Source organism: Natronorubrum bangense, from assembly GCF_004799645.1.
GTDB lineage: Archaea > Halobacteriota > Halobacteria > Halobacteriales > Natrialbaceae > Natronorubrum > Natronorubrum bangense.
The window spans coordinates 513947-535511 of the sequence record NZ_CP031305.1 but is presented as its reverse complement, the minus strand read 5'-3'; the positions used below and the strand labels follow the sequence as shown (position 1 = coordinate 535511).

21 protein-coding genes are annotated in these 21565 nt (G+C 62.9%); 1 reads left to right on the top strand and 20 read right to left on the bottom strand.

Features of this window, described 5'->3' with window-relative positions; translation table 11 throughout:
* Positions 1-152: 152 nt before the first annotated feature.
* From DV706_RS02685 to DV706_RS02665, 5 genes are all read right to left on the bottom strand, one after another.
* On the bottom strand, positions 153-2375 hold the full coding sequence (locus DV706_RS02685; RefSeq protein ID WP_006066687.1) for a bacterio-opsin activator domain-containing protein: 2223 nt from the start codon (positions 2373-2375) through the stop codon (positions 153-155).
* 135 nt (positions 2376-2510) lie between these two features.
* The gene (gene acs / locus DV706_RS02680; protein ID WP_006066688.1) at positions 2511-4487 is read right to left on the bottom strand and encodes an acetate--CoA ligase; all 1977 of its coding nucleotides are present in this window, start codon (positions 4485-4487) and stop codon (positions 2511-2513) included.
* Between the two features lie 150 nt (positions 4488-4637).
* The gene (locus tag DV706_RS02675; RefSeq protein ID WP_006066689.1) at positions 4638-6674 is read right to left on the bottom strand and encodes a cation:proton antiporter; all 2037 of its coding nucleotides are present in this window, start codon (positions 6672-6674) and stop codon (positions 4638-4640) included.
* An 87-nt stretch (positions 6675-6761) separates the two neighbouring features.
* Entirely contained in the window at positions 6762-7256 is a 495-nt protein-coding gene (locus DV706_RS02670; protein WP_006066690.1) for a universal stress protein, read from the bottom strand.
* Positions 7257-7403: 147 nt separating this feature from the next.
* Entirely contained in the window at positions 7404-7835 is a 432-nt protein-coding gene (locus DV706_RS02665; RefSeq protein WP_006066691.1) for a universal stress protein, read from the bottom strand.
* A gap of 106 nt (positions 7836-7941) precedes the next feature.
* On the opposite strand from DV706_RS02665, the gene DV706_RS02660 reads away from it, so the two are divergent.
* Positions 7942-8157, top strand: coding sequence for a hypothetical protein (locus DV706_RS02660; protein ID WP_049889842.1), 216 nt, complete (start codon positions 7942-7944; stop codon positions 8155-8157).
* A gap of 109 nt (positions 8158-8266) precedes the next feature.
* Here DV706_RS02660 and DV706_RS02655 read toward each other — a convergent pair whose 3' ends face one another.
* The 15 genes from DV706_RS02655 to cbiT form a co-directional block, all read right to left on the bottom strand.
* Positions 8267-9178, bottom strand: coding sequence for a hypothetical protein (locus tag DV706_RS02655; protein ID WP_006066693.1), 912 nt, complete (start codon positions 9176-9178; stop codon positions 8267-8269).
* A gap of 50 nt (positions 9179-9228) precedes the next feature.
* Positions 9229-10323, bottom strand: coding sequence for a midas domain-containing protein (locus DV706_RS02650; protein ID WP_136350782.1), 1095 nt, complete (start codon positions 10321-10323; stop codon positions 9229-9231).
* A gap of 60 nt (positions 10324-10383) precedes the next feature.
* Positions 10384-10812, bottom strand: coding sequence for a hypothetical protein (locus DV706_RS02645; protein WP_136350781.1), 429 nt, complete (start codon positions 10810-10812; stop codon positions 10384-10386).
* Positions 10809-11690 carry a hypothetical protein gene (locus tag DV706_RS02640; RefSeq protein ID WP_006066697.1) on the bottom strand — a complete coding sequence of 294 codons (882 nt, stop codon included), beginning with the start codon at positions 11688-11690 and terminating at the stop codon, positions 10809-10811. The genes DV706_RS02645 and DV706_RS02640 overlap by 4 nt, the downstream gene beginning before the upstream one ends.
* Positions 11691-11910: 220 nt before the next feature.
* Entirely contained in the window at positions 11911-13185 is a 1275-nt protein-coding gene (locus DV706_RS02635; RefSeq protein WP_006066698.1) for an outer membrane protein assembly factor BamB family protein, read from the bottom strand.
* Positions 13186-13187: 2 nt separating this feature from the next.
* Positions 13188-13559 carry a DUF3209 family protein gene (locus DV706_RS02630; protein ID WP_006066699.1) on the bottom strand — a complete coding sequence of 124 codons (372 nt, stop codon included), beginning with the start codon at positions 13557-13559 and terminating at the stop codon, positions 13188-13190.
* A gap of 52 nt (positions 13560-13611) precedes the next feature.
* Positions 13612-14838, bottom strand: coding sequence for a CbiX/SirB N-terminal domain-containing protein (locus DV706_RS02625; protein ID WP_006066700.1), 1227 nt, complete (start codon positions 14836-14838; stop codon positions 13612-13614).
* A gap of 55 nt (positions 14839-14893) precedes the next feature.
* A complete protein-coding gene (locus tag DV706_RS02620; protein WP_006066701.1) occupies positions 14894-15640 on the bottom strand; it encodes a hypothetical protein in 747 nt (248 codons plus the stop codon).
* The gene (locus DV706_RS02615) at positions 15637-15903 is read right to left on the bottom strand and encodes a ferredoxin (protein WP_006066702.1); all 267 of its coding nucleotides are present in this window, start codon (positions 15901-15903) and stop codon (positions 15637-15639) included. Before DV706_RS02615 ends, DV706_RS02620 begins: the two co-directional genes overlap by 4 nt.
* Positions 15904-15905: 2 nt before the next feature.
* Positions 15906-16934, bottom strand: coding sequence for a precorrin-3B C(17)-methyltransferase (gene cobJ, locus DV706_RS02610; protein ID WP_006066703.1), 1029 nt, complete (start codon positions 16932-16934; stop codon positions 15906-15908).
* A 21-nt stretch (positions 16935-16955) separates the two neighbouring features.
* The gene (locus tag DV706_RS02605) at positions 16956-17834 is read right to left on the bottom strand and encodes a precorrin-3B C(17)-methyltransferase (RefSeq protein ID WP_006066704.1); all 879 of its coding nucleotides are present in this window, start codon (positions 17832-17834) and stop codon (positions 16956-16958) included.
* Entirely contained in the window at positions 17831-18814 is a 984-nt protein-coding gene (cbiG, locus tag DV706_RS02600; RefSeq protein WP_006066705.1) for a cobalt-precorrin 5A hydrolase, read from the bottom strand. The genes DV706_RS02605 and cbiG overlap by 4 nt, the downstream gene beginning before the upstream one ends.
* Before the next feature lie 2 nt (positions 18815-18816).
* The gene (locus DV706_RS02595) at positions 18817-19761 is read right to left on the bottom strand and encodes a cobalt-precorrin-4/precorrin-4 C(11)-methyltransferase (protein WP_006066706.1); all 945 of its coding nucleotides are present in this window, start codon (positions 19759-19761) and stop codon (positions 18817-18819) included.
* Positions 19761-20630 (bottom strand): cobalt-factor II C(20)-methyltransferase, encoded by an 870-nt coding sequence (locus tag DV706_RS02590; protein WP_006066707.1) that lies wholly within the window; start codon positions 20628-20630, stop codon positions 19761-19763. The genes DV706_RS02595 and DV706_RS02590 overlap by 1 nt, the downstream gene beginning before the upstream one ends.
* Positions 20627-21301 (bottom strand): precorrin-6Y C5,15-methyltransferase (decarboxylating) subunit CbiT, encoded by a 675-nt coding sequence (gene cbiT, locus DV706_RS02585; protein WP_006066708.1) that lies wholly within the window; start codon positions 21299-21301, stop codon positions 20627-20629. The genes DV706_RS02590 and cbiT overlap by 4 nt, the downstream gene beginning before the upstream one ends.
* Between the last annotated feature and the right edge of the window lie 264 nt (positions 21302-21565).

The window sequence follows — 21565 nt, the reverse complement described above, 5'->3', positions numbered from 1 at the left end:
TCGGTCATGCGACACGGTGGTTGCCGTCGAGCGCGCCCAGTCACGGCCCAGAATGGATTGGGGATCGCCTTCCTCTAGAGGCTTAGTATCGCCGGCCGAAACCCAACGGCGATATCGGCTCAGATGAGACACCTCGAGTCAGCGACGTGTCGTTAGTTGTTCGTGGACGACTCCCCGGATGGGTCGTCGAAGAACGTTCGCAGGAGTTCGTGTTGGCCTTTTCGGAGGTGATTGTGCAGCGTCGGCGATGAGACGCCCATCGCATCGGCGATCTCTTCGGCAGTACTCTCGCGCGGCCAGTCGTAGTACCCCCCGAAGTATGCAGCCCGCAGCGACGCCTCCTGGCGATCTGTCAGGCGGTCCTCGAGTCCCTCTCGGTACTCGCGGGCGGTCTGGACGGTTCGTTCGGCTTCGCGTTTGCCGACCAGTTCCGAGTTGGGGAACCCGGAGCGAAGGCCAGCGAGGATCGTTCGCAGATCTGCATCGGCTGCAGATTCGGCCGTAATCGTCGTTAGACCGTCTTCAGTGGCAGCATTGAGAACGGTGACGCCGTACTCGGTAAGGGTCAACGTCGGTGAAGAACCCTCGACGACGAACTCGACACGCCACCCATGTTCGTCGGTCTCAACCAGCCGACAGTCGTCGATGCCGGGGTCGTCCGCTGCGAGGTCGAAGACGTCGGCCGGCGACGCCCCCTGCAGGCGGAGATAGTACAGCTGCGTCGACTCCGAAATCGGAACGAGCGAGTCGAGTTCGAACCGACAGCCAAGACGCTGTGAGGCGTCGACGAAGAACGAATCGTCGTCGCGACAGGCGAACTCGAGTTCGACGACGCGGTCGGACAACAGGAGGTTTCGCCGTCGGATGGCGGCAATCGCGTATCCGACCTGCTCCCCGATCGTCTCGAGCCACTGGCGTTCGTCGGCATCGAACGCCGCCGGTCTGTCGGTCACGACCGTCAGCGTTCCGTACACCGTATCGCCGTACGGGAGTGGGACGCGTGCGATGGCTCCGGTCTTGTCCGCTGACGCACCGTTGTCTCCGTTCTCGACATCGAGGCTCACGTCGGTGACAACCGAGACCGCAGCGCTGCCATCGTCCGTCGTTGGCCCGTCTTCTAGCCACTGCTCCGGAACGAGACGATCGACGTCCGTGGGTTCGATCCCGCTCGAGGCCCGCCAGTCAGTCCGGCGGTCCGTCACGGTCGCTCGGTCGATCCAGGCGTATTCGTAGGCTCGCCCACCGGTCAGTGCTGTGCAGGTCCGTGTCTCGACTTCCTCGTGGTCGGTCGATTCGAGCAACGACCGCGCGACCGCGCGGTGGGCTCGGGCAACCGCATAGCGCCCTTCGAGTTCGTCGCGGCGTGAGCGGACGCCCTCGAGTTCCGCATGTGAGGCTGAGACGTCACGAACGAAGACGGCGAAGCCGCGATGGCGACCACGGTCGTCTCGGAGCGGCGAGATGACGTCGGTCGCCCGGAACTGGGATCCGTCCTTGTGGACACGCCACCCTTCGTTTTCGTAGCCAGTTTCCTCTAAGGCAGCCGACAACGCCCGCTCTGGGACGCCATCGTTGACGGCGTTGTCCGTATAGAACGTCGAGACGTGCGTGCCGACGATTTCGCTGGCCCGATAGCCGAACATCGACGCTGCACTGCGATTCCAGCGTTCGACGTAGCCGTCTGCATCGAGGCGAATCAGTGCATAGCGGTCGCTTGCAGCCAACAGCAGCCGGATGACGCTGTCGTCGCTCACCATCGGTCCAGCCTGTGTCCTCGAGCGACCATGACCCGGTCCAGACGGCCGTTCGGTGGCATCGAAGGCATCGACGATCTCCGCGTCCGTCGGCTCGGGGAGGTACGGCTCGAGTGCTTCGAAACTCCCCCAGCCGCCGACGGTTTTGACGACTCTGGGGTTGACCGCATGATCGACGAGCGCAGTGCGAGCGAAAAACTGTCGCAGGTCGCTCGTCGAGAGATCGGCAAGCGCCGGCTGGTCGTACAGTTCGCTGGCCCGGTCGGCGACGTCCGAGACGAGCATCTGGAGCCGGCGCGCCGTGACGGGGAAGATCCGGTCATCGGTGGAGAGGCCGTTGCTCTGTGCATATCGGCGCAGTTCCCGTTCGACGTGGGTCGGCAGATACGCTGTTCGTCCCGACCTGCCATCGACCGCTGGAACCCGGATCAGGTAGCGTGGCGGCTCGATTCTTACCTGCTCGACGCTCTCGATCGTTAGTTCGGTGAGCTCCGTCGGTCGGAGCCCGACGTCACCACAGAGCTGGACGACGAGCGCCTCGCGATACGTTTCGGCGGCATCGAGGAGCGACTCGTAGCGCTCACGTGACAGTACCGACGAGTCAGTCCCCTCGAGACTCATGATTCGTCTTTTCTAATAGCACGAATATAATTGTGTCGGCTGTCACACCGTTTGCGATAGGATATCGACTTTCTACCGGTATTTCTCTCGGCTTCGATTTCGGAGTATATGAATCTCCGAAACGAGGTCGCGAACTCACTCCTCGCCAATCTCAGCCTGGATTTCGCCGACGATTTCCGGGTTCCGCAGCGCACTCGTGTCACCGAGTTCCTCGCCGTTTGCGACATCCTCGAGGAGCCGGCGCATGATTTTCCCCGAGCGCGTCTTGGGAAGTTCAGGCGTAAAGAGGATGTTCGTTGGACGCGCGATCGGTCCGATCGCCGTCTCGATGTTGTCGATGATCGCCTCGCGAACGGCCATGTCGTCGTCGTACCCACCTTCGGTGCTGACGTAGGCGTAGACGTCCGTTCCGTTCGTCTCACTCGAGCGACCGACGACGGCAGCTTCGGCGACACCGGCGACGCCAGTGATCGCGCTCTCGATCTCTGTCGTGCTTAGTCGTCGACCAGAGACGTTGATCACGTCGTCGACACGGCCGAGGACGGTGATGTAGCCGTCTTCGTCGACCCGAGCAGCATCACCGCTGAAATAGTGCCACTCGTCAGTGTCGGGATCGGAAAAGCGATCCCAGTACTCCGTCCGGAAGCGCTCATCGCCGTCGTACAGCGTCCGGACCATCCCTGGCCACGGGCGGGCGATGGTGAGATAGCCGGAGTCGCCGGGATCGACCTCCGTTCCGGACTCGTCGATCACGCGGATGTCCATTCCCGGCAGACCTGGGCCGGCCGCACCGGGTTTCATCTCACTGACTCCCGGAAGCGTCGACACCGTCACTGCACCCGTCTCAGTTTGCCACCAGGTGTCGACGATTGGACAGCGCTCGTTCCCGATGTGTTCGTAATACCAGTTCCACGGTCGCGGACTGATCGGCTCCCCGACAGTGCCAAGCAGGCGCAGCGAGGAGAGATCGTGACGAGCAGGGTACTCCGACCCCCATTTCATGAACGCCTGGATTGCCGTCGGTGCGGTGTAGAAGATGTCGACTGCGTTTCGGTCGACGATCTCCCAGAGTCGGTCCCGATCAGGATAATCCGGTGTGCCCTCGTACATTACCGTGGTCGTCCCGAGTGCCAGCGGGCCGTAAACGATGTATGAGTGGCCCGTAATCCAGCCGATGTCAGCCGCACACCAGTAGGTGTCTTCGGGTTTGACATCGAGGACAGCATGGCTCGTCCAGGCCGCGTGGGCCAGATACCCACCTGTCGTGTGGACGACGCCTTTCGGCTCGCCGGTCGTTCCCGACGTGTACATCAGAAACAGCATATCCTCGGCGTCTCTGGGGACCGGTTCGATCGTTTCGCCCGCAAATGTCTCTCGAAGGCCGTGATAATCGTACTCGTCGTCCCCCAGGACGTGTGGGAGGTCATCGCCGAGTCGATCAACGACGACCGTCCGGACATCTTGCTCGAGTTTGAGCTGGGCGTTGTCCGCCTTGCTCTTCTGATTGAACGCATCCCCTCGGCGGTAGTAGCCATCGCAGGTGACCAGATACTCGCTGTCGGCGGCGTCCATCCGCGTGGCTAGCGCATCGGCCGACAACCCGGCGAAAACAACACTGTGTGGGGCGCCGATCCGGGCACACGACAGCATCGCGATCGGTAACTCCGGAATCATCGGCAGATAGATCGTCACGACATCGTCTTCTTCGACACCGAGATCGCGCAGGGCCGCGGCGAACTCGTTGACTGCGACGTAGAGATCCTGGTAGGTGTAAGTCTTGCGCTCGCCGTGTTTGCCCTCCCAGCGGATCGCAGTGTGGGTCTTGCGTCCGGACTCGAGGTGGCGGTCGACACAGTTCGCGGCGGCGTTCAGTTTCCCGCCCGGAAACCACTGGTAAAACGGGGCCTCTTCATCACGAAGGACGGTCTCATACGACTGGTCCCACGACAGCAGGTCAGCTGCCTGCTCCCAGCACTCGGGCCAGTTCTCCTCGAACTCGTCATAGATCCCCGGATCCGTGACGTTCGCCTGCTCGACGAACGACGGCGGCGGGCTTCGGGGCGATCCGGTGAGGACGGGACGGTCGCGTCCCCACCCGTTCCGATCGGCCATGATCGTTCGAACCGAAGATAGTCAGCGGAATAAACGTTCCTCCGAACGGTGTCTGGATGACAGTTCGAACAACGCTCACACTGGAACTGCCGGTGTTGTCTGTGTCGTCACACCGACGCCGTGGTTCGACTCACCAACGAGCTGGGACCGTTATCGAAACTGGAGGAACTGTCGATCGTCGCTCCGGTCGCCGACAGCCGGGTAGATGATGATGAAGTTCCCATCCGTCGCTGTCGCAATCTCAGTTGGAAGCGTTCGAAGCGCCGACTGCCAGCCCATCGTTCCGCGACGGGCACTCATCGGGACGACGAGAGCCGTCTCGTCGACGTCTTCGCGAAGCCGAGTCGAGACGTCATCCCAGTTATCGACCCGTTCGAAGGTCGCGGGAACGTCCGGCTCGACCAGTCCGAACAGTCGTTCGAACTGCTCGGGGTTCCCATCGACGACGATTGCCCGGATCGGCGCACCGATCTGTTCTGCGAGATGCTCGACCGTGTGGACAGCCTCGTAGAACCCGTCGTTGTGGTCAATCCCACGCGGGAGGATGACAACGATTTCGCTCGTCGTGTTCAGCGGTTGACGGACGTGTGAAACTAACACGAGCTGTTCCGACTGTATCAGAATCCGATCGATTACGTCGCCGAAGAGACGTTGGTGGCGCGGCGTGCCGTCCCAGCCGATGACCAGCGTCGTGATTCGGTTCTCGAGGGCAGCCCTGACGATACCCGACGCGACGTTGCTCTCGACGCGGGTCTGGCGCTCGACGGGCACTTCAGCGCCGGCAGTGTACGCCGCTGTCTCCTCGAGTGAGTATTCGATTGCAGCGACTTCGGCCTCGGCTCGAGCGCCCGGCTGTGCGATGCTAACCGTGTACAGCGGCTGTTCGTCCGCTGCTTTCCGAACGATCATCGCGAGATCGAGGAGTAGATCACGGTACTGAGAGTCACGTGAAAACGGGACCATGACTCGCTGTGGTGCGGTTCGTGGATCGTACTCGGTGTGCGCTGAGACGCGGACGATCGCTCGCCCGTAGCGATCGACGACGGCGGGACTGATGACGCTGACGATGAGGATCATCAAGACGACGGCGTTGAGCATCTCCTCGCCGAACAGTCCCGCGTCGAACCCAATGAGAACGATCGCAAGCGCCGCTGCAGCCTGGCCGACTGACAGTCCGAACATGACCATCGTCTCCGCTGTCGAGTACCCATAGCGCCACGCCGTCAGCCAAGCCGCGGCGTACTTCGTCGTGAGGACGAGCCCGATGAGCGCGGCGGTAATCAACAGCGTCTCGAGTCCCGCAGTCAGGATGCGAACATCGACGAGCATGCCGACCGACAGCAAGAAAAAAGGGATAAACAGGGCGGTTCCGACGAACTCGATTCGGTTCATAAGCGGGCCGCTTTCTGGGATGAGCCGGTTGAGGACCAGGCCGGCGAGGAACGCCCCAACGATGTGTTCGACGCCGGCGAGTTCTGCGAGCGAGGCACAGACGAACAACACGGCCATCACGAACAGGAATTCGACGTAACTCTCCTGGTCGACCGTCCGGAAGAACCACCGTCCGATCCGGGGGACGAGCAGCCAGACACCGACGAAAAAGAGCGTGAGTCCGACCGTCAACTCGAGCCAGAAACTGGCCCCGAGGTCGCCTTCCGCGCCGGCAATGACGATGGCAAGCACGAGCAGCGCGAGCGTGTCGGTGATGATCGTGCCGCCGATCGTCGCCGTGATGCTTTCGGTTTTCGCGATCCCGAGCTGGCTGACCACCGGATACGCAAGCAGTGTATGGGACGCAAAGATGGCTGCAAACAGGGCTGCGGTCCCAACAGAAAGCCCAAGCACGTAGTAGCCCACGACCGTTCCGACCACCTGTGGGATGACAAACGAGAGCAGTCCAAAGACGAGGCTCCGATATTTGTACTCGATGAACTGGGAGAGGTTGATTTCGAGACCCGCAACGAACATCAGATAGACGATGCCGACCTCACCGAGCAAGATGATCGTCTCGTCGCGCTCGAGCACGCCGAGCCCGTTCGGGCCGATGACCGCCCCGATGAGGATAACGCCGATGATCCCCGGCAGTCGGTATCGGTCCAGTACGAGCGGGGCGATCAGAAAGACGATCATCGCCAGTCCGAAGATGAGAATTGGATCGGTGACTGGAAGCGTCAGAAACGGCGCCATCAGATGGCGCTCCCGCCAGCAGTGCCCGTACGGGACGTGGATCTCGTATCCGCGTTCGTCATTGGGCGGCGAGCACGACAGTCTCGCTTACTCGATCGTTGAGTCGATGTCAGCGATGTCTTCGGGATCGACCGAGTCACCGGGTTCGCGAACGACGTACACGTCGTAGCGCTGGTCGTTTGCGACCGGGCTTCCGACACTCGACTGTGGTGCGATCACGGAGCCAGCGTTCTCCGAACCGATGAAGACGACCGACGCTTCGACCTCGCCTGCGACTCGCCGAATTTCGCGGACGACATCCGTTGTGGACGTCGACGTCGGTTCGTCGGAGCTGACACGCTCGGTCCGGACCGTTGCCTCCGGGGCAACCTCTCCGGCTCGCGTTTTCATTCCCGCTTCAATCGCCTCGAGATCGAACGGTTCGCCCGCCGTAATCCAGCCTCGCTCTCGCGCGTACTCGTCGTCGTCGGGGATGACCGTCAGTACGACGACTTCCTCATCGAGTAGGTCACCGAACGTGGAGGCCTTCTCGAGTGCGTTTTGTGCCAACTTCGAACCATCGAACGGGACGAGTAGCGTCATACCCGTATCTCATACGACAGTGGAAGTAAATGTTCGGTCTTCGACAAGCCAGAACGGCGTCGTTTCATACGGTCTGCTGTACCGAGTGACCGCCGATCACCAGAGACGGGGTCGGTGATCGGCGGTAATTGACTCCAGCAGTCCGTATCAGGCTGGTTCGTCAATCAACATGACTGGGCGAGTCGTGGATCTGACGACACGATCTGCGGTGCTCCCGAGAAGTGCGCGCCGGAACGACGAGCGGCCGCGGGCACCCATCACGATTGCATCTACATCCTGTTCACTCGCGTATGCGAGAATCTCTTCGTACGGGACACCCGTTCGGACATCCGTTTTGACCGTCACGCCGGCCTCAGTCGCAGTTTCTTCGAGTGTCTCGAGCACGCTGTTGGCCTGCTCGCGCTGTCGTCGCCTGGCCTCTGCGGGGTCGACGATCGCGTTGTCGTACTCGGTTCGACTCTCGAGGACGGCGATCCCGTACAGCCTCGCGTCGAACTGTCGGGCGAGTTCGACTGCGTGGGCGATGGCCTCGCGTGCCGCTTCGCTCCCATCAGTCGCGACCAGAATCGACTCGTACATGCGTCTTCATACAGGATACTCCCAGTAAGTCCTGTCCTTGTTACCGAACTCGACCCCCCGAATCGAAACCTTGTAGCACTATATGATTGGATTCGTACGTTCACGTATGACTGAGGAAGTCCCGGTCAGGCGCACGGATCTCCTTATCCTGATGATCGTTTCGATCGTTGGCGGCGTTCTTCTGGCGTCACTGATCGTCACACCAACGCTCTCTACGCAATTTATCAGTACGATTTTCCTCGGCATGGTATTGTTGGCGTTTTTCTTGTTCATTCCAGTGATGGGGATTCGACTGTTCCTCGACGACTGGAACGACGAGTAGTCGCCAACGGCGCTGATCGTCCCGGAGCAGTCCTTTGCCCGCTCGGTGTCGACAGCGGTCTCTTGTCTGGCACCCGCCTGGAGAGACGACGACCGACTCGAGTGGCCGATCAGCCCTTGTCGGGCATCGTCGAGTGACGCGCGGTCCCTTTCATATCGGCTCGCTCCGACGGCGGCGGGGCCATTGTCGAGTAGCGGGTTCCGCTGCCACCGGACGTGCCGCGGTCCTGGTTTGATTCGAGGTCGATATCGAGCAATCCGTCGTCTTCGTCCGCGTCAGCTTCGTCATCGCTCGCTTCGTCCTCGCTGTCACTCTCCGCTTCCCCGTCGACGGCGTCGGCGCTCGCCTCCTCGAGTCGGTCCCGGAGGTTCTCGAGGTCGTCACCGATCCCGTCGAACGAGGACTCCATTGCCGATCGAAGCTGCTCGCCGAGCTCACTGGATGTCTCTGCTCTGCCAGCATCGGATTCGCCGCTGGCCGACGCGTCGTCACCGTCACTCTCGAGGACATCGTCGAGGCCACTGGCCTCGCTCACGGTCTCAGCGGCCGACTCGATCGTCTCTCGAGCGCTATTGTCATCGCTTTCGGACTCGTCAGTTGTGTCCGCTTTAGCGTCGGTCTCCGATTCGGAGTCGTCGCCTTCCGCCTCGTCGCCGATCGATTCCCGTAACTCGCCGACGGCCTCCTCAAGCGTCTCGTCATCGCCCCGGTCGGCGAGTTTCGAGAGTGCTACCAGTCGCTGTAACTCCTCGACGTGCTCCGGGTCTCCCTGCGTGATCGCCTCGGGAACCGAATCCGGTTCGGTCCCGTCCGGGAGCGTGTCTAGGCCGACTGCCTCGAGCAGGTCGTCCGGACTGGCGGACTCGAGCAGGTCGTTCGCCTTTGTCGCGGTCTCGAGCAGGTCCGTCTGGGCCGCTTCGTCGTCTTCCTCGTCCGAGTCGCTCGTCTCGACGAGCGAGCCGCTGGACGCATCGGCCTCGCGCAGTACCTCGTTCACGTGTTCGCGTAGTTCTTGGCTCATCTGTCGTGTCTCGGTTCTGAACCCGCACTCGAGGCGTCGATCTCGATCGATTACTCGGCTTCCGCGTCCGCCTCGTCCGCCGATTCGGCGTCCGACTCGTCGTCCGTCACCGCCGCGACGATTTCGTCGGTCATCTCCTCGCGGCTGAGGTTTGCCTTCACACCGACGTCCTTTGCGACCGATTGCAGATCGTCGTAGGACATTACCCCCAAAAAGTCCGTGAGCGTGTCTTTCCGGAGCCCTTCGAGATCCTCGGCCGACGTTTCGGAGTCGTCTTCACCATCACCCTCGGCATCCGATTCGCCGTCGCTCTCGTCCGCCGTGTCCTCCTCTGCATCCGGTTCGCCGTCGCTTTCGTCCGCCGTGTCCTCCTCTGCATCCGGTTCGCCGTCGCTTTCGTCCGCCGTGTCCTCCTCTGCATCCGGTTCGCCGTCGCTTTCGTCCGCCGTGTCCTCCTCTGCATCCGATTCGCCGTTGCTTTCGTCCGCCGTGTCCTCCTCTGCATCCGGTTCGCCGTCGCTTTCATCCGCCGCATCCTCCTCGGCGTCCAGTTCGCTGTCGCCTTCCGTCTCGGCTTCGTCGTCCTCCGTCATCTCGTCGTCCCCAGATTCGTCCGCATCGTCGTCCGTGAGGACATCGTCGAGTCCGCTGGCCTCGCTTACGTCCTTGGCGGCCGACTCGACCGCCGCTCGAGCACCGGACTCCTCGCTTTCTTCGTCGGCTTCGTCGCCCTCTGCGTCGGCTTCATCCGCCTCGTCTGTCGATTCCTCTCCGTCGCTCTCGAGGAGTCCCTCGAGGCTACTCCCTTCGGTCGCGCCCTGTGCCAGCGATTGGACCGATTCCTTGGCGCCGTTTTCGTCGATCGTCTCGCGGAGGGCGTCCCGGATCGCCGTCGTGAGATCCGACTGCAGCTCTTGGCGGTCTTTTTCGGCTTCGATCCCCTCGGCGATCGTCTCGTGGATCGCGCGGCCGATCGATGACCCCAGTTCCCGTCCCGCTCGAGCGCCGAACTCGCGACCGACCGCGGCACCGATCTCGCCACCATCGATACCGTCTTCGATGGAGCCGTCACCGAGCAGATCGGCTACCGCGACCTGATTGCTCACCTCTTGGGCAACCAGCTGTTTCAACCCGGCGTCACTCATCGAACTCACCTCGAGGCGGGACATCCGATCCGTCGGAGAGCAGTTGATACGATAGCATGGTCACTCTTCTTCCTCGTCTTCGTCCGTGGCCGCAGCGTCGTCGGCTTCAGCGTTGTCGCTTTCCCCCTTACCTTCCGTGTCGTCGCCGGCGTCTTCTGTCTCCGCCGGTTCGTCTTCGGCTTCCTCCGCCGGTTCGTCTTCTGCCTCCGCCGGTTCGTCTTCGGCTTCCTCCGCCGGTTCGTCTTCGGCTTCCTCGTCGGGACCGAGCAGTTCCTCGATGACCAGCTCACCGATCGTTCGGCCGACTGATTCGCCGACCTTTCGACCGACGAGTGCACCGATCTGACCGCCGAGTGCTTCGCCGAGCGGCTTCTCTTCGTTGATTTCGTCTTCCCACTGCGTTCCCTCGACGAGCTCATCGACGTCAACGTTCTCGGCGATCTTTCCGTAGTCGATTCGCTGGGTCACTGATTTCGATTGCTCACTCATGATGACGCCTCCGTCTGTGACGCTGCGTCGGACTGGGAGTCTGACTCGACTTGCTCGCGATCCGGCTCGAGCTGCTCGATCAGTTGCTCGATTACCCGGCTGACGACCGTTGCCACGAGGTCTTCGATCGGGAAGCCGGGGATGAGCCCGAGTAGCTTCTCTTTCAGCCAGCTCCAGGCGTTGGCGATCCGACCACTGGACTCATCGTCTGTCGCTTCGGTCTCTTCGGTCTCGGCTTCCGGTTCCTCGGCATCGGTTTCCGATTCGTCACCGCCAAGCCCGAAGAGTCTGCTGAGCAGTTCTTTTGGCTTGCTCGCCAGTCCGCTGAGGAGCGCTTTCGGTTTCTCCAGCAGGCTGCTGAGCAGTTCCTTCGGCTTGTCCAGGAGTGACGATACTGCGTCTGAGAGGCCGCCAGCACCATCGAGAAGGCCGGTCACTGCAGACAACAGGTTCCCGAGCAGGTTACTCTCGCCTGGACGGGCTGAGACGTCGAGCGTCACCGGGTTCAGGTTCACCTCGAGGCCAAGCAGGTCGAGGAACAGGCCATCGAGATCGAGATGGAGGACGCCGGACGCGTCGTCGTCCTGGTAGACGTCCTCGGCATCTTCGACGTGGTACTCGGCTGATTCCTCCTCGGCGGCTTCTTCTTCTTCGGCTGAGTCCTCCTCGGCTTCTTCTTCTTCGGCTGAGTCCTCCTCGGCTTCTTCTTCTTCGGCTGAGTCCTCCTCGGCCTCGGTCGCCTCCGCCGTTTCGTCTTCTTCCTCACCCTCGTCGGCTGAAGATTCCGTCTCACCTTCCTCGTCGGTCGTCGATTCATCGTCGCCCGCTTCCTCGCTCTCGTCTTCCACCGTCACTTCGGCCTGGCCGCCGTCGGTCATCACCCTGTGATCCGGCGATCTCGCCTGCTTGTCGACGCAGCGGTTCCTCGAGCAGGTATGGACCGCCACGGGATCCGAACACTCTTCGGATCCATCTCGTTCTTGGCTCAGTGTCATTCTACGAAAACAAGACGGCAGACGGCATTGTGGGGATTGGCCTTGCGTGTGCGACTGCTGCAGTGACCAGCTTAATGGAAAATCGATCAGTCGTCTGGCCCGCTTACTCGAGCGACCCGACGCGAAGCGCGTACTCGCCGCGCCGGTCGCCCTCGTCGTGATACTCGACGGGCTCTTCGATCGCGGCGATGGTCTCACCGTCGACGGCAGCGGCGGTCGCGATTCCTGCGAGCGAGTCGACGCCGGTTGGGCCGGACTCGAGGTCGAACCAGCGAACGGCGTGGGTCTCGGGGTCACGAACGCGGAAGTTCTGGGCACACGGTGTGACGAGCGTGTCACCATCGGTGGCGAGTCCGTGGACGAACCCGCGAACCTGCTCATCCCACAGGAGGCTACCGTCGGAATCGAACGTCGCGATCCGATGCTCGTTCGGATGACGACTCTCGGTCTCGCGGCGCTCGAGGGCGTAGGTGTTCCCAGTGACGAACGCGACTCGGCCGTCGTTCGCGTAGACGTGGTTCGGGTACGCATACAGCGTCTCGCCGTCGACCTCTGTTTCGGTCGCCAGATCGACGGCCCAGCGCTCGGCCCCGCCAGAACCGAGCAGGTAGCCCCGTTTGTCGCCGTGACTCGAGACCGCGATCACGTCGCCGTCGAACGAAACGTCGCCGACGCGTCGATCGCCCTCGGTGCCGGGGTCCCAGGTCCACTCGAGGTCGCCCGTGTCCGTCTCGAGGACGACGAGTCCGTTGTCGTGGTCGCCCATGCAGCGATTGTAGCCGACGGCTAAGCGGTCACCGTCGGTGTCGAGATCGATCGCGATCGGTGAGGCGTCGGTCTCGTAGGTCCAGCGAACCGAGCCGTCGGGGTCGAACGCGTAGACGGTGCTGTGCCACTGTCGATGCTCGCCGTCGCGCTCGTAGCGCCTTGCGGCCGCGTACAGTCGGTCTCCGTCCGTCTCGAGCGAGACGACGTAGGGCAGGTAGAAGACGCTGTCTTTGACCGCAGTGCCGATGTCCGCGGCAGTATCGTACTGCCAGCGTTGTTCGCCCGTCTCGGCGTCGTAGACCGCGATCGTTCCCGTCTCGCCGCGACCGGCGACGACGACGGCAGCAGCGCTGGCGGCCGTCTCATCGTCCGAAAGCGTCGTAATCCCGACGGCGTGATCCGGATGGGTAACAGTCCAGCGGGGCTCGAGGGAGTCGGCCTCGTGGGCGGTTACGGTTCCGTCCCACTCGCCGGTGACGACGAGGTCGCCAGTCGTGGCGACCGCAGAGCGAGTCCACATGTGCCGGCTGCGAGCCGGTTCGATCTCGCCAAGCGGTCGTCGTTGGAGCGATCGCTCGTGCTCTGGTTCGGAGCCAGCGGTTCCAGCCATGCTCACTCCTCGACCGGGAACGTCTCGTGGAGGGTGTCGTGGGCCTCACCCATCCCGTCGACGATGCTCTCGCCCTGAACACTCAGCCGCTCGACCGCACGCTCTGCGTTGCGGACCTCGAGCAGTCGACCCCGGGTGTAATCGTACTCGGGGTCCTCGCTGTCCATGGTTGCGACTTCCTCCTCCAAGTCGACCAACGCCGCATCGAGGTGGCGCTGGATCTCTGCAAGGGTGTCGGCCTCAACGAGGCCTTCGATGGGGCCCTCGAGATGGCCCTCGAGTTCTTTCTCCGCGTGCTCGCGGGCGCTCTGGTCCCCGACGCCGAGGACGTTCATCAATCCGAGTCGTACCGCTTCGATTTCGTGACAGCTCATATCTAGTTCTGTAATTTCGTGGTCGTGGGTTGGTCGTGTGTCTATGCGTCTGCTACAGCGTCTGGTCGACGAGGTCGCTCACGATGCGGTCCCGATCCAGATGATCTGCGACGAGTCGTTCGGCATCCTCGGCTGCGACGTCGCCGTACCAGATCCCGTCAGGGTAGACGGCAACCATCGGTCCGTCGCCACAGCGACCGAGACAGGACGACCGCGTAATGCGGGCATCGCAGTGCTCGGAGTCGCGAGCTTTCTGGCGAAGGCGCTCGAGCACCGCGGGCGACCCCATGTCGGCACAGGTCCGGTTCGTACAGACCATGACGTGCTTTTCCGGCGCGTCGTGGGTGTGTGGTTCGTCGTCGACGTCCTCTCGATCCGCGTGGGCGTCCTGATGAGCCAGCGCCCGGAGCATGGCCCGTGCGCCGCCGACATCTTCTTCGTAGCCCTCGAGGTCGACTTTGTACTTGCACGTGTCACAGGACATCTCGACGCTATCGGTTCGAGCCTCCTGCCAGCGGTCGGCGAAAACGTCGAGCAGTCGCGAGTCCGTGCCAAGTGGGTCGCCCGCCAGCGCGTCGACGTAGGGGTAGTCGTCGTCGAACTCGGCCGTCCAGTCCCGGACTCGCTGGGTGAGGACGCCGTCGCCGAGCATGTAGGGGAGGACGACGACCGCGTCGGGACGGTGCTTCGAGAGGCCATGTAGGGTGTCCTCGAGCGTCGGCTCAGTGACGCCGATAAACGACGCTTCGACGCGGTCGAACGCGCGGCCTTCATACAGCAGTCGGGCCAGCTTGTGGACGTCGCCGTTGGCATCCGGATCGCTCGAGCCACGCCCACAGACGACGACGGCGACGTCGTCGTCGGTGCGGTCGACATCCAGTTCTGATTCGACCGACGCGGCTCGCTCATCAAGTAGATCCAGAATCGCCGGATGGATGCCGAGATGTGCGCCGTTGTTGAGTTCGACGTCATGGGTCGCCCGGGCCTGTTCGATCGCCAGCGGCACGTCATTTTTGACGTGACTCGCAGCGAACAGCGAGCAGTGGACGACAGTTACCTGTGACGTGACGGCTGCGAGTTCCGCGATTGCGTCATCGATCGCCGGCTCTGCCAGCTCGAGAAACGCTGCATCGACCGGAATCCCCAGTCGCGACTCGAGGCCGGCAGCGAGCTCTCGAACCTGTTCGTTCGACTTTGCTCGACGGGAGCCATGCCCCACCAGGAGGACGGCCTCGTCGTCGAATGCGGACGTGGATCTGGAATCGTCGGATTTGCTCATCAGTTGTTGGTATGGGTGGATACTGAACGCGGTTCGAACACGGCGCTCGGGGTGGTTACTCGTCGTAGCTGTCTGCCTGCTCGATACTCCGCTCGAGTTTTCGACGCCGGCTCGGCGCGAACAGGCCAGTTGTCTCGCAGCCTTCGTAGAGCCACGTGCCAAACTCGGGGACGGCATCGTCGTCGACGCCGAACCAGTAGCCGCCCGAGGACGTCTCCGAAAGCTCGCCGACGGGTGTGTCGACCGGACAGTCGGCGAGCAGTTCCCGTGTCGCCTCGAGCAGCGCGCGGTCGTCGTGGACGAACGAGATCCCGACAGTGCCACTCGAGGACTTGAAACAGATCGTCCCACAGCCCTCGAGCAGGCCGCGAAGGAGTTCGCGATCGTGACTCGAGAACGCCCCAAAGCGGTAGTTTCCACGGCCGTCGACGGGCAGCGAGAGTGCGGTGGTGCGACCTAACAGCTCCTCGCTATCCTCGCCCTTGCCGATCGAGAGCGTGTACTCGTCTTCGGTGCGCGTGATCGACGTGTCGTGGGCGTACTCGCGGCTGCTCGTCTCGTGGTCGATGTCGCCACCTGCAATCGCGGCGAGCACCTGCGCAGAGTGCTCGTCGGTGGTGACGACCTCGAGATGTTCGCGTCGTCGCCGGTCGCTGTCCGTGGCTCTCGCTTCGCTCCGAACCACGCGCCCACTGCCAGCGACGTGGCCCCAGAAGTACGCGGTCGCGGGATGGCCCGCGAGCGGGTCCGATGGGACCGCAACCTCGAGATCGCCGTCGGTCGACAACTCGCTGTCGCTCATTCGCCCACCTCCTCAACGATAATCGCGTCCGTCGGGCAGGCTGCCGCGGCTTGTCGAGCTTCCTCGATGCGGTCATCGTCGAACGTCGCGACGACCCGTTCGTCAGTATCGGTGACCTCGCCCTCGCAGTCGTAGACCGGATCTGCGGTCGGGTCGATCGTCGCGAGGCCGTCCGCACCCTCGATAAATCGCGGGTCGCGGGTCAGACAGGCGAAGATCCCGTCACAGGCGTCCTTTTCGATGGTGACTTCGTAGCGTGGCATGGTCAGTAGTCGTACTTCGTCTCGTAGCCACGCGGCGTGACCATCCGGTCGTCCCAGACGTAGGTGTCCTCCGTGCCGACGACGATCGTCGTCGTCATGTCGATGATCTCGCTTTCGCCGAGCGCCTCGAGTTCGCTGAGTTCGGTGATCATCACCTGCTCGTCCTCGCGGCCGGCGCCGTGGACGATGCCGACCGGCGTGTCTTCGTCACGGTGAGTCAGCAGGATCTCACAGCACTTCTCGAAGTTCTCCCGGCGTTTGCGGCTCCAGGGGTTGTAGATCGTGATAGTGAAGTTTTCGCTCGCGACCGCGTGCAGTCGGGACTCGATTTCGGGCATTGGAACCAGATGGTCCGACAGCGAGACCGAGACGGTATCGTTCACGAGGGGGGCACCCAGCCGGGCCCCACAGGACTGGGCCGCCGGCACGCCGGGCACGACTTCGAAGTCGACCATCGACGCCGTCGCGCCCTTGGACTCCAAGATCTCGAGGGCCAGCCCTGCGAGCGCATAGACGTTAGGGTCGCCGCTGCCGACGATCGCCACGTCGTTGCCCGCGAGCGTGCGGTCGATCGATTCCTCCGTGCGCGAGACCTCGCCACACATCGGCGTGTCGTAGATGTCGTCGGCCTGCTCGGTGATCTCGTCCGGAATGAGTTCGATGTAGGTGGTGTAGCCGACGATGTGGTCGGCCTCGAGCAGGGCGTCCTTGGCTCGTTTGGTCATCCCCTCCGGATGGCCAGGGCCGAGGCCGACGGCGATCAGCTGGCCGGGCTCGGCGTCGAAGTCCTCGATCGTCGCGCCGACTTCCTGCTCGTTCGACTCGTCGTCGGAACTCGAGGCGCCGCATTTGGAGCTACTCGAGGACGAGGAACTGGAACTCGAGGCGCCGCATTTCGAACTCGAGTCGTCGGTGGTCTCGCTCGATGAGCCACCGCATTTGGAGCCACTCGAGGTTTCCGTTTCGGTCGTCGAAGCGCCACACTTGGAAGTCGATTCGTCGTCAGCGTCCGTGTTGGTGTCCGTACTCATGGATGTCGTGGTGATTAGTAGTCAGAAGTCGTCGACGTCACGCCCGCCGCGCGGGGTGACGAGATACGTTCGGTCGTCGTTGCGCCAGGTGTCGGTCTCGTGGTTGCCGATGATCAGCGAGGTGCCCATCCCCGAGACCTTGTCGTCGTGGTCGGCTGCCTCGCCGAGGCTGGTGATGAACTGGCTCTCGCCGTTTCGGCCGGCATCCTCACGGCCGGCGTCGTTGACGATGGCCACGTAGGCGTCGTCGGTCCGCTCCTCGCGGACGATCTCGACGGCCTTCTCGTAGTTTCGCCAGCAGTTGTAAAGGACGATCACGAAGTCCGAAATTGCCGCTGCGCGCAGTTTCTCCTCGATCTCGTCCCAGCCGCGCCACTTATCGGACAGCGAGATCGTACAGAAGTCGTTACACAACGGCGCGCCGACGTTCGCCGCGCCGCCGAGTGCCGCCGTGAGGCCGGGAACGATTTCGATCGGTACGTCCGTCGCGCCCTCCTCCTCGGCCATCTTGAAGATGAGATCCGATTTGCCGTAGACCGACGGATCGCCGCCCGAGACGTGGGCGACGTCTTTCCCCTCGCGGACGTAGTCGAACGCCGCGCGAGCGAGTTCGATCTGTCGGCCCATCGTCGAACGGACGATCTCCTGTTCGAACCCATCGTCGCGTGTCGCGAAGCCGTCGTCGTTGACGGCCTCTTTCGAGGGCAGCGTGCCGTCGTCGCGCAGGAACTCCTGATAGAGACTCGAGGCGATGACCACGTCCGCCGATTCGATGACTCGCTTTGCCTTTGCAGTCATGTGATCTGGCAGCCCGGGGCCGATGCCGACGACGTAGAGGGTGCCGTGGTCGTCTGGGGTGCCGTCGGCCACCGAATCCGAGGTGTCGCTCTCGGAACTCATCGCCCGATCGCCACCGTAACCTCGTTTTCGTAACCGATCTTCTCGAGGACCAGTTCCTGTTCGGCCCCGCCGGCGATCGCACTGGCCTCCGAGACGCCGGGCCAGCCGATCAACTCCTTCGATTTCGACGGTGTCGGCCCCTCGTGCTCGAGCAGGGTTTCCTTGTCGAACGCAACGACGCCGAGATCGAGTTCCTGGGCCGCCTCGAGCAGCCCCGGTTCGTCTTCCTTTCGAGTCGCCGTCGCGACGAACTCGACGTCGTCGAAGTCGTAGTCGGTCTGCTCGAGCGCGCGTTCCCAGGCTGCGATGAACGACTCCGTATCGGCTCCGGAGACGCTTCCAGTGCCGATGACGCAGCCCTCGTCTTTGTTGCGCTTGAGAACGGTGACGTCGTCGCCGACGAGGACAGCCTTGGGGCCCTCGAGTCGGGCAACGGGGCCGAGATTGTCGTCGAGGACGGCGAGATTCGTCTTCACGGTCGAGTCGCCGTTGACGACGTGGGTGTCCATCGCCTTCGCGCGGGATTCGACTCCCTGTTTGCCGGCGGCCTCGCTCGCGGTGGTCATCGCCGGGATCGCCCCCATCGTCGCCAGATCCTGTGCGACCTGGTTCGCGCCGTGGTGGCCGCCCGTGATCGGAATCGCCCACGTCAGTTCCTCGTCGACGACACAGATCGCGGGGTCGTCCCACTTGTCGTCTAACAGATGCGCGGTCTTGCGCATTGCAATTCCGGAGGCCATCAGGCCGATAAAGCAGTCGTACTCGCCCCAGTGTTCCTCGAAGACGTCGCCGTGGTACTCGAGGATCTCGATCGTCTCGTAGCGATCCTCGAGTTCGGCTTTGATCTCCTCGGCAGTGTCCATCTTGCGCTCGAAGGAGATAATCGCAATCTCCTCGGCGACTTCGCCGTCCGAATCCGGCGTCGAACAGTGGCCGCCCGAATCCGTATCCGTACTCGAGTTGTCGTCGTCAGTGCTCATGATTAGTCACTCTCGGCTTCGTCAGCGTCGTTTGAACCGCGATTCGCCCAGTCACCGTAGAGGAACGAGCGCTCGTAGCCCGCACCAGTCACGGCGTCGCCGATGACGACCATCGCCGACGCACGGTAGCCCGCCTCCTCGACTTTGTCCGCGATCGTCCCGATGTCGCCGACGATGACGTCCTCGTCGGGCCATGAGGCGTGGTAGATCACTGCAACGGGCGTCTCGGGGTCGTGGTCGTCCGCGAGCAACCGATCCATCGTATCGCGAACGGCGTGTGTCCCGAGGTAGATACAGGTCGTTACGTCGCCCATCTCCACGAACTCGGAGATGTGGTCTTCTTCCTCAGTCAGCGTCTTGCCCTGTGGCCGAGTGAACGCGACGTGGTTCGAGACCTCGTTGAGCGTCAGTTGGGTCCGTAGCGTCGCGCTGGCTGCGAAGGCCGACGTGACACCCGGCACGAAGTAGGTCGGCACGCCCTCGTGCTCGAGTGCGTCCATCTGCTCGAGTGCGGCCCCGTAGATCGCGGGGTCGCCACTGTGCAGGCGGACGACGTTCTCGCCGTCCTCGTAGGCGTCTCTCATTAGCGGAATAAGCTCCTCGAGGTCCTTGCCGACCGAGTTCACGAGTTCGGCGTGGGCACAGTACTCGTCCAGCAGTTCGCTGTTGACCAGTGACCCCGCGTGGACGACGAGGTCGGCCGCCTCGAGCAGTTCCTTCCCCGCGACGGTCAGCAGCCGCGGGTTGCCGGGACCAGCGCCGACGAACGGAATGCCGTCCTGTTCGTCGCCGGCGTTGTGGTCGAAGATTCGGTCGTCGAGTCCCTCACGGCGCCGATCGCCCTGTGCGTCGATCGCCTCTTGGGGATCGCCACCGTCAGGTCGCAGTTTCGGTTCCGTCTCGGTTACTGTCTCCGCCGTCTCGTCAGGTGGTGTCGTCTCTTCCATCAGTACCAGTGTTGTTCACAGTCGCCATGTTCGAACCCTTCCGACCGCTCGAGTTCGTGCAGTTCGCTTCCGAGTCCGACCGGTTCACCGGCCGTGGTCGTCTCCGCTCGAGTGCTCTCGTCGCTTCCGGTGTCGCTCTCGGCTGTCCTCGAGGACAGTCCTGTCTCGTCTTCGGTGCCAGACTGTCGCTGGAACGCCGCTGTCGCCTGCTCGATCTCGAGGGCTTCCTTCTCGGCGTAGGCAAGCGTGTAGTAGTCACGCTCGTCGATCTCCTCGGGATCGTCAGTGATGATCGTCTCGCCTTGCTCCATGAACAGTCGGCGGCCGTAGGTCACCTCGTAGCCAGCGTCGACGAGGCCATCGTGGGTCGCAGGCGCGTCGGTGACTTTGAACAGGATCATCCGGTCCGGCCCTGTCGGGCTGGCCCCGTTTGCGGCCTCGCGAAGCGAGAGTCCCGCGCCGGCTTCGATCTCGACGCCCATTGCGGTCGCGAACGCAGTGACCGCACTCACACCGGGGACGATCTCCAACTCGACATCGGGGTGGAACGCATCGATCGTCCGGCGCAGATGGCCGAACGTCGAATAGACGTTCGGATCACCGAGCGTGACGAAGGCGACGTCGCCGTCGCGTGCGTTCGGGGCGATCTCTGCAGCGGCCTCCTTCCATGCCGACCGCAGCTTTTCCTCGTCTCTCGTCATCGGGAAATCCACATCTCCGATCTTCGACTCGTCGACGTGCTCGAGGGCGACACTTCTCGAGAGGCGACCCGGTGAGTAGACGACGTCACATGCCTCGAGAACCTGTTTTCCACGAACAGTCACGAGATCTGCTTCGCCGGGGCCGAGGCCAACGCCGTAGAGCGTCATCGCTGACCCCCTCCGCTCTTCGAATCGCCAGCGACGGTTCGGCCGCTGTCGGTGCTTTGCTCCGACAAGGATCGCTCACCGCCGTCGGCAGCGACCGTTTTGCCGCCGTCGTCCTCGTCGCTCGGCGTCGCGCTCCCGACCAGCATGTAGACCGGGTTGTCCGAGTTGAAACTCGTCGCGCCGGCGAGTTCGTAGCCGTGGCTCACCTGGAACTGGACGACCTCCTCGAGAATCCCGCGCTCGCGGAACGCTTCCGTTGCTTTCCCTGCGACCTCGAGCCGCGAGACGTTCATGACCACGCGATCGATTTCGGTGTCGACAGCGTGATCCAGGACGGCCTCGAAGTTTCGACTGCCGCCCAAAAAGAGCGCGTCAGCGTCGTCAGGAAGCCCCGCGGGCGCTTCCACGTTCCGGAGGTCGACGTCGGCCCGGATCGCGTCTTCGTTGGCGGCCAGATTCTGCTCGGTCGTCTCGAGCCGTTCGGGTTTCCGCTCGAGTGCGGTCACCCGCGCGGCCCGCTGTGCGGCTTCGATCGTGATGGCTCCCGTACAGGAGCCAACCTCCGCGAAGTGGTCGTCGTCCTCGAGTGCGAGTTTCGAGTGGACGACGGCCCGAACCTCCGGCTTCGTGGGTCCGGCCTTCGCGTCGTATGGCAGCGCGATGGGTGGCATCACCCGTGGCAACAGCGGCCGCCCCTAAAACAATTTTGTTTGTTGTAGCCCAACTCCGATTGCCCAGGGGTAGTTGCGGTAGTACAATCGCTATTGGTCAGTACAGCATGACGTCCAGCAGCGGTGCGTTCACACTTCAGAGGCCCACGGAGAGCGCTCGTCCAGCAACTGAACCGACACCACTGCCACAGTCACGGCCGAGAGGGGGCAGTCAGCGACCGCCGGGGGCGAAAGAACGGGCTGCGATCCCACGAAAGAAGCCGC